Raw genomic sequence first — 14,494 nt, 5'->3', positions numbered from 1 at the left:
AATGAGGTGAGAAGATGGAACAACTCGAACAAAAAGCTTATCAATACATGAAACAGTATCATTTATGTAATGAAGGTGACCGTCTTCTCGTAGCTTGTTCGGGAGGTGCTGATTCAATGGCACTTCTGCATTTTTTGTATAAAGAGAAAGACCGTCTGGGTGTCTCTGTTGCAGCAATTCATGTGAATCATATGTTGCGTGGGGAAGATGCTGAGGGGGATCGTCGATTTGTTGAAGCTTTTTGCCAAGAACGAGAGATTCCTGTTTATGCTATTGACATACCTATTCCTGAAATTTTACAACATGAGAAAGGGAATCTACAGGATATATGCCGTAGAGAGCGTTATAATTATTTCGAGAAAATCATGTTAGAAAGTTCAAGTACGCATCTTGTTGTTGCTCACCATGCAGATGATCAAGTAGAAAGTGTCATAATGGCGCTTACAAGAGGCACAAGTGCTTCTGGTCTAACGGGTATTAAAAGAGAGCGTCCATTTGCAAACGGGCATCTAATACGTCCATTTTTAGCAGTGACAAAGAATGACATTCATACTTATTTACAACGAAATGAACAGGCTTATCGAGAAGATTCTAGTAACAAAAAGGATTCTTATACACGTAATCGAATTCGCCATCATGTTGTGCCGTTATTAGAAGGTGAAAATCCACGTGTTGCTGATGCAGTTCGTCAGTATACCGAAAAGGCACAAGCAGATGAAGATTTATTGCAAAGTTTAGCGCATGATGCTTTTCATGAAGTTGTGGCTAAAATAGATGAAGATTCATGGAGAATTTGCATAAAAGCATTCCAAAATAAGCCACTCGCTTTACAAAGAAGAATCATTCTACTACTATTAAAATATCTATATAAAGATACAACCATTGTACAAAGTTATACCCTGTGGAACTCTATTCTCGAACAGACTTCATCAACGGCGGGAAATGCAATTTTGCATTTACCGAAAGGTGTTGTAGCAATTCGTCAATATGATGAGCTAATTATCAAGAAAAAACAAATTTTAAATGTAGAAAAGTCGCCTTTAATGGTTACGCTTAATACATGGACGAATTTGACGAACAATTTGCGTGTATACATAGGAAAGCTATCTGATGAAAGGCCATCTGATACTACCCCGTCCGCAAAGACGTATTTTTTTCAAATTGAGCTGCTGTCATTGCCGTTATATGTCCGAACGAGAATGAATGGAGACCGCATCAATTTACTTGGTTTGAATCAACATAAGCGCATATCTCGTATTTTTATTGACGAGAAGGTACCAATGGCGCTTAGAGATGAATGGCCAGTTATTGTTACGCAAGAAGATGAGGTCATTGCACTTCCTGGTCTTCGTATAGGTAATTGTTTTTCTTATTGCGAACGATCTACTGATGATGCGTTCTTCATCGTAGATCAACAAACTTTGTAGTGTCTATATACAATCAAGGAGGAACTAAGATGCTTCAAAAAGACATCGAAAAAGTATTAATTTCAGAAGAAGATTTACAAATTAAAATCCGTGAGATTGGGGAATCCTTAACTGAGGAATATCAAGAGAAGTTTCCTTTAATGATTGGTGTACTAAAGGGTGCGATGCCATTCATGGCGGATTTAATGAAACGAATCGACACTTACGTTGAAGTAGATTTTATGGATGTAACTAGTTACGGTAATGCTACTGTATCTTCTGGTGAAGTGAAAATCGTTAAAGACTTAAACACAAGTGTTGAAGGCCGCGACATTTTAATTGTAGAAGATATTATTGATAGTGGTCTAACGCTAAGCTACTTAGTAGACCTTTTCAAATATCGCAAAGCAAAATCAATTAAAATCGTTACATTATTAGACAAACCAACTGGTCGCAAAGTAGACTTAAAAGCTGATTTTGTAGGTTTTGAAGTACCAGATGCATTTGTTGTAGGATATGGATTAGATTACGCAGAAAAATACCGTAACTTACCATACATTGGGGTGCTAAAGAAAGAAGTTTATTCATTTTAATAACAATGTTAAAATTTTGACAATTTTACATTGAAACTTCTTTTTCGAAATGCTTTTCGTTGTACGCCTTAATGTTCATATGTTAAGATTTACTATAGTTTTTCTGTTTACCTTGTGAGGAGGCTGGGGATGAATCGAATATTTCGATACACCATATTATATTTATTAATTTTCCTCGTGATCATCGGGATTTTTGGTACGTTTAATAACTCGAACCAACCGACGAAAGAAATACAGTATCACGAGTTTATAACAGCACTAGATAAAGGCAAAGTAACCCGTGCGGAGTTACAGCCTGACAAATTGGTTTATGTCGTTAAAGGTGAATTAGAGGGTTACAAAAAAGGTGAATCTTTCGTAACAAATGTACCTCGTGATAACCAAGCAGTAATGGATAAAATTGATGCTGCGGCAAAAAACAACTCGAAAATCAACTTTTTACCTGCTCCTGAAACGAGCGGATGGATTCAGTTCTTTACTGGAATTATTCCATTCATCATCATCTTTATCCTGTTCTTCTTCTTATTGAATCAGGCACAAGGTGGCGGTAATCGTGTAATGAGCTTCGGGAAAAGTAAAGCTAAGCTGTATGACGATCAGAAGAAAAAAGTTCGTTTTACAGATGTAGCTGGTGCCGACGAAGAAAAACAAGAGCTTGTTGAAGTAGTAGATTTCTTAAAAGATCCTACTAAATTCAATGATATTGGAGCACGTATTCCGAAAGGGATTCTACTTGTAGGACCTCCTGGTACTGGTAAAACTTTACTAGCGCGTGCGGTAGCCGGTGAAGCTGGTGTACCATTCTTCTCTATTAGTGGTTCTGACTTCGTTGAAATGTTTGTTGGTGTGGGGGCTTCACGTGTTCGTGATTTATTCGAAAACGCGAAGAAAAACGCACCATGTATCATATTCATCGATGAAATTGATGCAGTTGGTCGTCAACGTGGCGCAGGCTTAGGTGGCGGTCATGATGAACGCGAACAAACATTAAACCAATTACTTGTTGAAATGGATGGTTTCGGTGAAAACGAAGGTATCATTATCGTCGCTGCAACGAACCGTCCGGACATTCTAGATCCTGCATTATTACGTCCAGGTCGTTTTGACCGTCAAATTACAGTTGGACGCCCAGATGTAAAAGGTCGTGAAGCGGTTCTTAAAGTACACGCTCGTAAAAAACCTTTAGATGAATCAGTGGACTTAAAAGCAATTGCTCAACGTACACCGGGATTCTCTGGTGCAGATTTAGAAAACTTATTAAACGAAGCTGCACTTGTCGCTGCTCGTACTAATAAGAAGAAAATTGACATGGGAGATATCGATGAAGCAACTGACCGTGTAATTGCTGGTGTTGCTAAAACGAGTCGTGTCATCTCACAAAAAGAACGTAATATTGTTGCATACCATGAAGCAGGACACGTTGTTATTGGATTAATATTAGATGAAGCTGAAAAAGTTCATAAAGTAACAATTGTACCTCGTGGTCAAGCTGGCGGTTACGCTGTAATGCTTCCAAAAGAAGATCGTTACTTCATGACAAAACCAGAGCTTCTAGATAAAGTAGCAGGTTTACTTGGTGGACGTGTAGCTGAGGATATCGTCTTTGGTGAAGTTTCAACAGGTGCTCATAATGACTTCCAACGCGTAACGAGTATTATTCGCTCAATGGTTACCGAATACGGTATGAGTGATAAACTTGGTCAATTGCAATTTGGTTCAAGTCAAGGAGGCAACGTCTTCTTAGGCCGAGATATCAATTCTGAACAAAATTATTCAGATAAAATTGCTTACGAAATTGATCAAGAGATGCAAAGCATGGTAAAAGAGCAATATGACCGTACAAAACGTATTCTTACTGAAAATCGTGATCTTCTAAATTTAATTGCTACAACTTTACTTGAAGTTGAAACATTAGATGCAGAACAGATTCAACATCTAAAAGAGCACGGAACATTGCCAGACAGACCTTATAACCAAAGTAATGGTAAAAAGGCTGATCTAGTAATTGAAAGTAATGAATCTAAAAATGTAACTTTAGTTAAAGAAGAAAAGCTTGATGTATTTGGAACTGCTGATCCAACATCAAGTGACCTACCTACTGAAAAGCAGGATGGAACATCAAATGATGGTATTCAAGAAGAACGAAAATAATAGCTATTAAATTAGAAGCTGATTGACCTTTGCTCTCGCATAAGGCAATCAGCTTCTTTTATTAGTCCTATATATGGTATGATTCTTTCAGAAAACTGTATGTAAGTGAGGCTAGGTTCGATGATTTTAGTAATGGATACAGGGAATACGAATATTTCCCTTGGTATATTTAATGATGACAAACTTATGCATCATTGGCGTATGGAGACAGACCCGCATAAGACAGAAGATGAATATGCAATGCAGGTTAAATCATTGTTCACACATGTGGATTTATCTTTTACTGATATAGATGGTATTATTATTTCTTCAGTAGTGCCTCCGATAATGTTTTCATTAGAGGCAATGTGTCGTAAGTATTTTTCGCTAGAGCCTTTGATTGTTGGGCCGGGTGTGAAGACTGGTCTGAATATCAAATATGAAAACCCTAGAGAAGTTGGTGCTGATCGTATCGTGAATGCTGTAGCTGCACTTCATGAGTATGAATCGCCACTGATTATTGTAGATTTCGGTACGGCAACAACCTATTGTTATTTGAATGATAAAGGTGACTATATGGGTGGGGCGATTGCTCCAGGGATTAATATTTCTACAGAAGCGTTATTTGCACGTGCTTCTAAATTGCCGCGTGTTGAAATTATGCGACCGGGCAATGTTATTGGAAAGAATACGGTATCTGCTATGCAATCCGGTATCGTTTATGGTTATGTTGGTCAAGTCGAAGGCATCGTTAGTCGAATAAAGATGCAGAGTAAGAAGGAACCGCTTGTAATTGCAACCGGTGGACTTGCTTCATTAATTGCGAAAGAATCCACGATTATCGATATTGTTGATCCGTTTTTAACTTTAAAGGGATTGCGTATAATATATAAGAGAAATCAATAAGAAAAGAGGAATATTAGAGTGGGAGATTATTTAGTAAGAGCATTAGGATTTAATAATAGTGTGCGTGCATTTGCGGTGAGTACAACTGAAACGGTTGGGGAAGCGCAACGTCGTCATGATACTTGGCCAACAACTTCTGCGGCACTTGGTCGTACAATGACTGCATCAGTGATGATGGGTGCTATGTTAAAAGGTGAAGATAAAATCACTGTTAAAGTTGAAGGTAATGGACCAATTGGTTCGATGATCGTAGATGCGAATGCAAAAGGTGAAGTTCGTGGTTATGTTACAAATCCTCATGTAGAATTTGATTTGAACCCACAAGGAAAACTGGATGTTCGCCGTGCTGTGGGTACTGAGGGCGCATTAACAGTTGTGAAAGACTTAGGCTTACGTGATTTCTTCTCTGGACAAGTGCCGATCGTTTCTGGGGAAATTGCAGAAGATTTCACATATTATTTTGCTACATCTGAACAGGTACCTTCATCAGTAGGTCTTGGTGTGTTAGTAAATACAGATGATTCTATTCTGGCGGCTGGTGGATTTATCATACAACTATTACCTGGTGTAGATGATGAAACGATTACGCAAATTGAAAATCAATTATCGAAAATCGAACCGGTTTCTAAAATGATTCAAAAAGGGTTCACTCCTGAAGAAATCTTAAAAGCCGTGTTAGGTGAAGATAATGTTCAAATGCTAGATACATTACCGGTGAAATTTGAATGTAACTGTTCAAAAGAGCGTTTTGGTGCGGCGATTATTAGTTTAGGCGAAAAAGAAATTCGTGATATGATCGAAGAAGATGGAAAAGCAGAGGCGCATTGTCACTTCTGCCAAGAAAAGTACCAATACTCAAAAGAAGAATTAGAAGGATTTATAACAGAAATTAATTCTTAAAAAGTTAGTAAATCTATTCTGATAACTGTGATTTAAGTTGGTCTGTATCTAAATTGCCTACAATGTTTATATTGTGGAGACATATTGATACATGATAAAAAAATACTGATTTCTAGACTACTCTACATTTACTGCGTGTGGAGTAGTCTTTTTTTTACACGAGTGGAATGAATATAACGTCTACAAGGAATAATCTTTTGGGTTTATTGAGCAGAATATGTCACTCAGGAAAATAGTTTACATTTTTAGTAGAGTAAATAGTTTTTTGTTTGACAAACATAACCAATAGGTTGTAAAATTAAGATAATTTAAAACCTATAAAATTACTAGGAATTAGGAGTGAGTAAAAGATGAGTAGATTAGTTAATTCAGTAACAGATTTAATTGGTAAAACACCAATCGTGAAATTGAATAATGTTACAGGACCAAATGACGGTAATGTTTACGTAAAACTAGAATACTTTAACCCGGGCAGTAGTGTTAAAGATCGTATTGCTTTAGCGATGATTGAAGCTGCTGAAAAAGCGGGTAAGTTAAAAGAAGGAAGCACATTAATTGAGCCGACAAGTGGTAATACTGGTATTGGTCTTGCAATGGTAGCAGCTGCTAAAGGATATAAAGCGGTGTTAGTAATGCCTGATACAATGAGTATGGAACGTCGCAATTTACTACGTGCTTACGGAGCGGATCTTGTTTTAACACCTGGCGCTGAAGGGATGAAAGGTGCAATTGCAAAGGCGAATGAGCTTTCTGAACAAAATGGCTGGTTTGTTCCTCAGCAATTTGAAAATCCTTCAAACGCTGAAGTTCACCGTTTAACAACTGGTCCAGAAATAGTTGAAGCATTTGATGGCTTAAATCTCAATGCATTTATTGCAGGTGTTGGTACTGGTGGTACAATTACAGGTGTAGGAGAAGTATTAAAAGAAAAATATCCTGAAATTGAAATTATCGCAGTAGAACCAAAAGATTCTCAAGTTTTGGCTGGGGCACAACCGGGACCTCATAAAATTCAAGGGATCGGAGCAGGTTTTGTTCCCAAAGTGTTGAATACAGAAATCTATACTTCGATCTTCCCTGTAGAAAATGACGCTGCATTTGATACGGCGCGTAAAATTGCTAAAGAAGAAGGCGTATTAGGTGGTATTTCATCTGGAGCAGCTATTTTCGCAGCAATCGAAACAGCAAAACGTCTTGGTAAAGGTAAAAACGTTTTAGCGATTCTTCCATCGAATGGTGAAAGATACTTAAGTACGCCTCTTTACCACTTTGACGACTAATTCAACTTCATTAAATTCTTAGCGGGGCATTTATGTGCTCCGTTTTTTATTTTTGTCTATATTTTCTCTAGAACTTTGCTCTCTGACTTTCATTTTCATATACTGTTAGATGTTGGTGCAATTTTTAAAACAAAATTTGTGAAATTAAAATATAAATTTAATTAATTGGAGGAAGAGTTCTTGAGTTTATCGTTAATCAATCATCCATCTTTTTCGATGGACAAGCAGTCATTCTTTTATGCGTTTAAGGAGCTTGTAAAAAGTGAACAATATCATTTGTTATTAGAGAGTGGCCGAGGTGGACAGCAGTCAGTAGTAGGGTGGAACCCGATGGCTGTAGTACGTTCAACAGATGACGGCATACTTATTTCTTGGCGTGATGGACAAGAAGAAAAACGGGTAGGTGAATCGTTGCATTTGTTGGAAGATTTAATAGCAGAATATAAATTGCCTGCTAATGCAGATTTTCCGGATTTCCAGGGTGGTGCAGCAGGATTTATCTCATATGATTATGCACGAAAAATAGAGAACCTACCAAATCTAGCAGAGGATGATCTGCAAATACCGGATTTATATTTTTATCTATTTGATGAATGGGCTGTATTTGATGTAGTAGAGGAACAAGTGCATTTGATGAAGCTTTCATCTAGCAATGTAGATCTTGAACAACGTGCGCGTGATTGGCAACATGCTGTAGAAAGTGGTCTGAAATCGCAGATGTTTGCGGCGGGAGCGGCTACTGATGTTGTGCATGATGTAACAAAGCTACAAGTATCACTATCGTCAGATGTTTTTGAAGAGGCTGTCCGTAAAGTGCAAAATTATATTGCGCAAGGTGATGTGTTCCAAGTGAATCTTTCCGTTAGACAGGCAAAAGAGCTTGGTGCGGAACCTATGCAAATGTATGAGGCGTTACGTTCGTTTAATCCTTCTCCGTATATGGCATTTATCCATTCCCCTGAATTTGCTGTCGTTTCAGGTTCTCCTGAATTACTTGTGAAGAAAAAAGGGCAAGAGCTTTCAACTCGACCAATAGCTGGAACTCGTCCGAGAGGGAAAGATGTCGTAGAAGATGAACGATTGGCACAGGAATTAATTGATAATGAAAAGGAACGCGCTGAACATGTTATGCTCGTTGATCTAGAGCGTAATGATTTAGGGCGTGTCTCAAAATATGGAACAGTTGAAGTAAATGAGTTTATGGTGATTGAGAGATATTCGCATGTTATGCACATTGTTTCAAATGTAAGGGGCATTGTAGATGAAAATTGTTCGAATGCAGATGTTGTAAGAGCGCTATTCCCTGGTGGCACGATAACAGGTGCACCTAAAATTCGTACGATGGAAATTATTGAGGAGCTGGAAACGGTTCGTAGGGGATTATACACAGGATCGATCGGTTGGTTAGGATACAATGGTGATTTAGAACTTAATATCGTCATCCGTACGGCTTTTATTAAAGAAGAGATGGCGTATATACAAGCGGGTGCTGGTATCGTGATAGATTCTATTCCTGCAAATGAATATATTGAATCGCTAAACAAGGCAAAAGCTTTATGGCAAGCGAAGGCGATGGCAGAGGAGTGTAACGTATGATTTTAATGATTGATAACTACGATTCATTTACCTATAATCTCGTGCAATATTTTGGTGAATTTGGACAAGAACTTATTGTGAAAAGAAATGATGAGTTAACAGTGCAGGAGATTGAAAAGCTTTCGCCTGCTATGATTGTTATCTCTCCAGGACCTTGTAGTCCAAATGAAGCGGGTAGGAGTTTGGAAATCATTGCTCATTTTGCGGGGAGCATTCCGATTTTTGGTGTCTGTTTAGGGCATCAATCGATTGCGCAAGTGTTTGGTGGGAAGGTTATTCGTGCAGAACGATTAATGCATGGTAAAACGTCACCTGTACAGCATGATAATAAAGGTGTAAATAGAGGGTTACCAAATTCGTTCCAAGCAACGCGTTATCATTCATTAATTGTTGAACGTGAAACTTTACCTGATTGCCTAGAAATTACTTCGTCGACAGCAGAAGGTGAGATTATGGGGATTCGTCATAAGGATTATCCGATTGAAGGTGTTCAGTACCATCCGGAATCGATTATGACAGAGGATGGTAAGAAGATATTAAAGAACTTTATTGAGTGCTATTGCGAGGTTACTGAAGGAAGTGGTAACTAATGTGGTGTTGGATGAACGGGGAGTATGTGCACAGTGAGGATTTAAGGATTTCGCCATTTGATCACGGCTTTTTGTATGGATTAGGATTCTTTGAAACATTTCGTACGTATGACGGGTATGTATTTCTATGGGAAGATCATTGTAAAAGGCTGCAACGAGCATTAGATGATTACCATATCGTTTTACCTTATAGCTTTGATGAATTGTTAGCAGTTATTCGTGAGTTGGATAATCGTTGTAATGGAGAAGATGGTTATTTTCGTTTGAATGTATCGGCGGGGGTGCATGATATTGGATTAAAACCAACAAGTTATACTGAACCGACTGTTATTGTATTCCGTAAGCCGTTACCTACAATGGTGAGAGGGGAAGAGAAATCAGCGGTATGGTTGAATACAGAACGTAATTCACCGGAGCAATCAATCCGCCATAAATCTCATCATTACGCGAATAATGTAATAGCTCGATTTGAAGTACCATCTTTAGCAGAGTTGGAAGGTTTTTTCGTGAATGGAGATGGCTTTGTAGCAGAAGGTATTACTTCAAATATTTTTTGGGTGACGGATGGTAAAGTATACACACCTTCTATTGAAACAGGTATTTTACCAGGCATTACGCGTGGGCAAGTGATGCAGCAAATTACTGTTATAGAAGGATTCTATACTCGGGAGCAGTTAGAACAAGCGGATGAATGCTTTATAACAACTTCTATTCAAGAGCTTATCCCGATCCGTTCTTTGCAAGGGAAAAATTTCCTGGGGAATAACGGGCCGGTTTACAAAGCTCTTCATGAGCAGTATGTTAAAAGGATAAATGATGCGAAGGGGAGATCTTGATGAACCTAGACAATTACACAACACCATTAACTATCGATGGGCATATACTCGATTTCCATAAAGAGACGTTTGTGATGGGTATATTAAATGTAACGCCAGATTCCTTTTCAGATGGCGGAAAATATAATGATTTAGAAGCAGCGGTAGCTCAAGCAAAGCAAATGGTCGCGGATGGTGCCAAAATTATTGACATCGGCGGTGAATCAACCCGTCCTGGACATACTCAAATCTCAGTCGAAGAAGAATTATCTCGTGTTATACCTATTATTAAAGAGCTTCGTAAAGAGGTGCATGTATTGATCTCAATTGATACATATAAAGCAGAAGTAGCAAGACAAGCTGTTTTAGCTGGAGCACATATAATTAATGATATTTGGGGAGCTAAGTACGATCCTGAAATTGCTAGTGTGGCTGCAGAGTTAAATGTACCAATTATTTTAATGCACAACCGCGAAAATGAAGAATACGGGGCAAACTTTTGGGAGGTAGCCAAAGCCGATCTGGAAAAGAGTTTGCAAATCGCCAAAGTTGCTGGGGTACCTGATGCACATATTTGGCTAGATCCAGGGATTGGATTTGCGAAATCGCACCATGAAAATATATTGATGATGCAATCTTTACCGCAATTAGTAGAAATGGGTTATCCTGTATTACTTGCGACTTCTCGCAAAAGAATGATTGGTAACGTCTTAGACCTCCCTGTTACAGAACGGGTGGAAGGTACGGGTGCTACAGTCTGCTTTGGAATTGATAAAGGTTGCCATATGGTACGTGTACATGATGTTAAGGAAATCACCCGTATGACAAAAATGATGGATGTCTTGTTAGATAAACAACCAAATGTAGAATGATAAGGTTTAGTTTAAAATAATATTTCTAATGATGAAGTGGAGTGTTAACTATGGATTATATCCATGTAAAAGATATGGAGTTTTATGGCTATCATGGTGTATTAGCTGCCGAAACCGCCATTGGTCAGCGTTTTAGGGTATCGATAACACTAGCGGTAGATTTACATCAAGCTGGTGAGACGGACGAGCTTGAATATACAGTGAACTACGCGGAAGTTTATATGATTTGCAAAGAAATAGTTGAAGGCGAACCATATAAATTAATCGAAGCTGTTGCAGAGCAAATTGCGACACGCATTCTGGCTACATATGAGGGACGAGTAAAAGGGTTGCGTGTAGAAATGATTAAACCTGACCCGCCGATTCCAGGTCATTACCGGGAAGTATCTGTTGAGTTGACAAGAGGTGAGTTTCAATGAACGAAGCCTTTATTTCTCTAGGCTCAAATGTAGGAGAGCGGTTGCAGACTTTGCAACATGCAGTCAAGTTACTAACTGAGCATCTAGAAGTGGAAGTTGTTGCTGTGTCTTCTGTATATGAGACTGATCCTGTCGGCTTTACAGACCAGGATGCATTCCTTAATATAGTTGTGCAAATTCGCACTTCGTTGAATCCGGAAAAAACACTTGAATTGTGCCAAGCGATTGAGAACGAGTTAAAGCGTGTTCGCGTAATTCGTTGGGGTCCAAGAACGATAGACCTTGACATTTTGCTTTATAATCACGACAATATTGAAACAGAGACATTAATTGTTCCGCATCCTAGAATGCATGAACGTGCTTTTGTTCTTGTACCATTATTGGAAATCGCTCCAGATCTCATTTATCCTAAAACAAACGAAGCGTTGCAATCGATGCTATCTAGTGTTGGGAAAGAAGGCGTACGACAATGGAAAACGATCGCTGGGGTAGAAGAATTCGTGCATTTCGAAAACTAAAAAGAATTCAGCAGGTCGAATTTGCGAAAAAAGTTGGTATGTCTACTTCTATTTTAGGTAAAATTGAACGTGGGGACCGTTTGCCAACAGAAGAACAGTTACAAATCATAGCGACAGCACTTGATATAAATATGGACGAATTAAAAGGTGGAGAAAAGCCTTCAACTATACAAGGTGGAAACAAAGTATGACAGCGCTAATGTCATTAACCAACAGAGACGGCGTACGAATTAAGAACATTGCTCAATACCTTAGTGGCAGAATTTGAAGAACGAGAAGTAAGAAAAAGCTATCCATATTATTTAATAAAACTCCGAGTCGTCGCCTTTAAAGTGACGGCTTTTTTCTTTAGGAGCTAATGGATTATGAAGTATTTACTAGTAAATGATGATAAAGACGTGAATCGTCAAGCAAAATTGTGTACAATAAGTACATTATGGACTGCATAGCGGAACAAAAAATGAGGAGTGAATATCGTGTCTGAAGAATTAAATGACCAAATTTTGGTGAGACGCCAAAAGATGGCTTCTATTAGAGAAAACGGCTTAGATCCATTCGGTGCCCGTTTTGAACGTACGCATTTATCAAACGAAATTAAAGAACAGTATGTAGATTTTACTAAAGAACAATTAGAAGAAGATTTACATGAAGTTGTAATCGCGGGTCGTATTATGACAAAACGCGGTAAAGGTAAAGCTGGTTTCGCGCATATTCAAGATTTAGGTGGACAAGTACAAATTTATGTTCGAAAAGATGCTATTGGTGAAGAAGCATACGAATTGTTTAAACAAGCAGACCTAGGAGATATCGTAGGTGTTCGCGGTAATGTTTTCCGCACTCAGGTAGGAGAACTTTCTGTTAAAGCATTAGAATTTACTTTCCTAACTAAATCATTACGCCCAATGCCAGAGAAGTTCCATGGCTTAAAAGATGTAGAGCAACGTTATCGTCAACGTTACTTAGATTTAATGACGAGTGAAGAAAGTAAACAAACTTTCATTACTCGCTCAAAAATTATTCAAGCTATCCGCCGTTACTTAGATGGCAATGGTTATCTTGAAGTAGAAACACCAATGCTACACACAATTGCAGGTGGAGCAGCCGCTCGTCCTTTCATTACACATCACAATTCGTTAGATATGGAGTTATATATGCGTATCGCAATTGAACTTCATCTAAAACGATTAATCGTTGGTGGGCTTGAAAAGGTATATGAAATCGGTCGTGTATTCCGTAATGAAGGTATGTCAACACGCCATAACCCAGAATTCACTATGATTGAATTATATGAAGCGTACGCTGACTACGGTGACATCATGGCACTTACAGAGAATTTAATATCTCACGTAGCCCAAGAAGTTTTAGGCACAACTGATGTTCAATATGGCGATGATGTTATTAGTTTAGCGCCAGGTTGGACTCGTCTGCACATGGTAGATGCAGTTAAAGAAGCAACAGGTGTAGACTTCTGGACTCCAATGTCGAAAGAAGAAGCGCGAGCACTTGCAAAAGAGCACGGTGTGGAAATTAAAGACTCTATGGAAGTAGGTCATATTATTAATGAATTCTTCGAGCAAAAAATAGAAGAATCATTAGTTCAACCTACATTTATCTATGGTCACCCAGTGGAAATTTCTCCATTAGCTAAGAAGAACCCTGAAGACGAACGATTCACAGATCGTTTTGAATTATTCATTGTACGTCGTGAGCATGCAAATGCCTTTACTGAATTAAATGATCCAATCGATCAACGTGAACGCTTTGAAGCGCAACTTGCTGAAAAAGAAGCAGGTAATGATGAAGCGCACGAAATGGACGATGACTTCATTGAAGCGTTAGAGTATGGTATGCCGCCAACAGGTGGATTAGGTATCGGTATCGATCGCTTAATCATGTTGTTAACGAATTCACAAACTATACGTGATGTATTATTATTCCCTACAATGCGTCCTCGCGATTAAATACTAAGGTTTTCTTATAGAAAAGACTCTAGTTAATACTAGAGTCTTTTTTATTTACGTTCTATTAGAGTGTTTAGCTTATTGTTTGAAAATTACTAAGAAGTTCATTACAATAGAAGATAAGCTATTTTTGTAAGCATCTATCGCTAACTAATAAATAAGATTTAACTTTTTTAAAAAAAGGGGTTGCGTTAGAATTAATATAGTGATATATTAATTGAGTTGCTAATTTAGCTAACAAAACGATTTGAAAATAACTTAAAAAAGTTATTGACACTGAGTGGTTGATTTGATAAGATATAAAAGTTGCTGACAAACAAGCGACGATAACAATTTCGAAACAACGATTTGAAAATAACTTAAAAAAGTTGTTGACAACGAAATGTTATTATGATATAATGTTAAATGTCGCTAATGAAGTGGCAAACATAATGAACCTTGAAAACTGAACATGCAAGACGTTAATCAATAAATAGTTTTGAACATCAACTCTGTTGGTGGATCAAAA

14 protein-coding genes are annotated in these 14,494 nt (G+C 38.1%); all 14 read left to right on the top strand.

Annotation, left to right across the window (positions count from 1 at the left end):
- Positions 1 to 14 precede the first annotated feature (14 nt).
- Positions 15 to 1,427: a tRNA lysidine(34) synthetase TilS gene (tilS, locus tag AMD00_RS17515; protein ID WP_053418362.1), complete on the top strand. Its 1,413-nt coding sequence runs from the start codon at positions 15 to 17 to the stop codon at positions 1,425 to 1,427.
- A gap of 29 nt (positions 1,428 to 1,456) precedes the next feature.
- Positions 1,457 to 1,999 (top strand): hypoxanthine phosphoribosyltransferase, encoded by a 543-nt coding sequence (hpt, locus tag AMD00_RS17510; protein WP_053418361.1) that lies wholly within the window; start codon positions 1,457 to 1,459, stop codon positions 1,997 to 1,999.
- 129 nt (positions 2,000 to 2,128) lie between these two features.
- Positions 2,129 to 4,150, top strand: coding sequence for an ATP-dependent zinc metalloprotease FtsH (gene ftsH / locus AMD00_RS17505; RefSeq protein WP_053418360.1), 2,022 nt, complete (start codon positions 2,129 to 2,131; stop codon positions 4,148 to 4,150).
- 120 nt (positions 4,151 to 4,270) lie between these two features.
- Positions 4,271 to 5,035, top strand: coding sequence for a type III pantothenate kinase (locus AMD00_RS17500; protein WP_053418359.1), 765 nt, complete (start codon positions 4,271 to 4,273; stop codon positions 5,033 to 5,035).
- 18 nt (positions 5,036 to 5,053) lie between these two features.
- The gene (gene hslO / locus AMD00_RS17495; RefSeq protein WP_053418358.1) at positions 5,054 to 5,935 is read left to right on the top strand and encodes an Hsp33 family molecular chaperone HslO; all 882 of its coding nucleotides are present in this window, start codon (positions 5,054 to 5,056) and stop codon (positions 5,933 to 5,935) included.
- A gap of 350 nt (positions 5,936 to 6,285) precedes the next feature.
- A complete protein-coding gene (cysK, locus tag AMD00_RS17490) occupies positions 6,286 to 7,215 on the top strand; it encodes a cysteine synthase A (RefSeq protein WP_053418357.1) in 930 nt (309 codons plus the stop codon).
- Positions 7,216 to 7,431: 216 nt separating this feature from the next.
- On the top strand, positions 7,432 to 8,811 hold the full coding sequence (locus tag AMD00_RS17485) for an anthranilate synthase component I family protein (protein WP_053418568.1): 1,380 nt from the start codon (positions 7,432 to 7,434) through the stop codon (positions 8,809 to 8,811).
- Entirely contained in the window at positions 8,808 to 9,401 is a 594-nt protein-coding gene (pabA, locus tag AMD00_RS17480) for an aminodeoxychorismate/anthranilate synthase component II (RefSeq protein WP_053418356.1), read from the top strand. The genes AMD00_RS17485 and pabA overlap by 4 nt, the downstream gene beginning before the upstream one ends.
- Positions 9,401 to 10,237 carry an aminodeoxychorismate lyase gene (pabC, locus tag AMD00_RS17475; RefSeq protein ID WP_053418355.1) on the top strand — a complete coding sequence of 279 codons (837 nt, stop codon included), beginning with the start codon at positions 9,401 to 9,403 and terminating at the stop codon, positions 10,235 to 10,237. The genes pabA and pabC overlap by 1 nt, the downstream gene beginning before the upstream one ends.
- Complete coding sequence (gene folP / locus AMD00_RS17470) at positions 10,237 to 11,088, top strand: dihydropteroate synthase (protein ID WP_053418354.1); 852 nt, start codon at positions 10,237 to 10,239, stop codon at positions 11,086 to 11,088. Before pabC ends, folP begins: the two co-directional genes overlap by 1 nt.
- Before the next feature lie 50 nt (positions 11,089 to 11,138).
- Positions 11,139 to 11,507 carry a dihydroneopterin aldolase gene (gene folB / locus AMD00_RS17465; protein ID WP_053418353.1) on the top strand — a complete coding sequence of 123 codons (369 nt, stop codon included), beginning with the start codon at positions 11,139 to 11,141 and terminating at the stop codon, positions 11,505 to 11,507.
- On the top strand, positions 11,504 to 12,025 hold the full coding sequence (gene folK / locus AMD00_RS17460; protein ID WP_053418352.1) for a 2-amino-4-hydroxy-6-hydroxymethyldihydropteridine diphosphokinase: 522 nt from the start codon (positions 11,504 to 11,506) through the stop codon (positions 12,023 to 12,025). Before folB ends, folK begins: the two co-directional genes overlap by 4 nt.
- The gene (locus AMD00_RS17455; protein WP_053418351.1) at positions 11,977 to 12,216 is read left to right on the top strand and encodes a helix-turn-helix domain-containing protein; all 240 of its coding nucleotides are present in this window, start codon (positions 11,977 to 11,979) and stop codon (positions 12,214 to 12,216) included. The genes folK and AMD00_RS17455 overlap by 49 nt, the downstream gene beginning before the upstream one ends.
- A gap of 285 nt (positions 12,217 to 12,501) precedes the next feature.
- Positions 12,502 to 13,986 (top strand): lysine--tRNA ligase, encoded by a 1,485-nt coding sequence (gene lysS, locus AMD00_RS17450; RefSeq protein ID WP_053418350.1) that lies wholly within the window; start codon positions 12,502 to 12,504, stop codon positions 13,984 to 13,986.
- Positions 13,987 to 14,494: the final 508 nt, after the last annotated feature.

Source organism: Viridibacillus arvi, assembly GCF_001274945.1.
Lineage (GTDB): Bacteria > Bacillota > Bacilli > Bacillales_A > Planococcaceae > Viridibacillus > Viridibacillus arvi.
Note: the sequence above shows the minus strand (reverse complement) of the source record. Positions and strands in the feature narration are given on the sequence as shown.

Coding starts and splice junctions, on each gene's coding strand:
- tilS (WP_053418362.1), top strand. CDS start 15: ATGGAACAACTCGAACAAAAAGCTTATCAATACATGAAACAGTATCAT.
- ftsH (WP_053418360.1), top strand. CDS start 2,129: ATGAATCGAATATTTCGATACACCATATTATATTTATTAATTTTCCTC.
- folP (WP_053418354.1), top strand. CDS start 10,237: ATGAACCTAGACAATTACACAACACCATTAACTATCGATGGGCATATA.
- AMD00_RS17485 (WP_053418568.1), top strand. CDS start 7,432: ATGGACAAGCAGTCATTCTTTTATGCGTTTAAGGAGCTTGTAAAAAGT.
- AMD00_RS17500 (WP_053418359.1), top strand. CDS start 4,271: ATGATTTTAGTAATGGATACAGGGAATACGAATATTTCCCTTGGTATA.
- folB (WP_053418353.1), top strand. CDS start 11,139: ATGGATTATATCCATGTAAAAGATATGGAGTTTTATGGCTATCATGGT.
- cysK (WP_053418357.1), top strand. CDS start 6,286: ATGAGTAGATTAGTTAATTCAGTAACAGATTTAATTGGTAAAACACCA.
- pabA (WP_053418356.1), top strand. CDS start 8,808: ATGATTTTAATGATTGATAACTACGATTCATTTACCTATAATCTCGTG.
- folK (WP_053418352.1), top strand. CDS start 11,504: ATGAACGAAGCCTTTATTTCTCTAGGCTCAAATGTAGGAGAGCGGTTG.
- pabC (WP_053418355.1), top strand. CDS start 9,401: ATGTGGTGTTGGATGAACGGGGAGTATGTGCACAGTGAGGATTTAAGG.
- hpt (WP_053418361.1), top strand. CDS start 1,457: ATGCTTCAAAAAGACATCGAAAAAGTATTAATTTCAGAAGAAGATTTA.
- AMD00_RS17455 (WP_053418351.1), top strand. CDS start 11,977: ATGGAAAACGATCGCTGGGGTAGAAGAATTCGTGCATTTCGAAAACTA.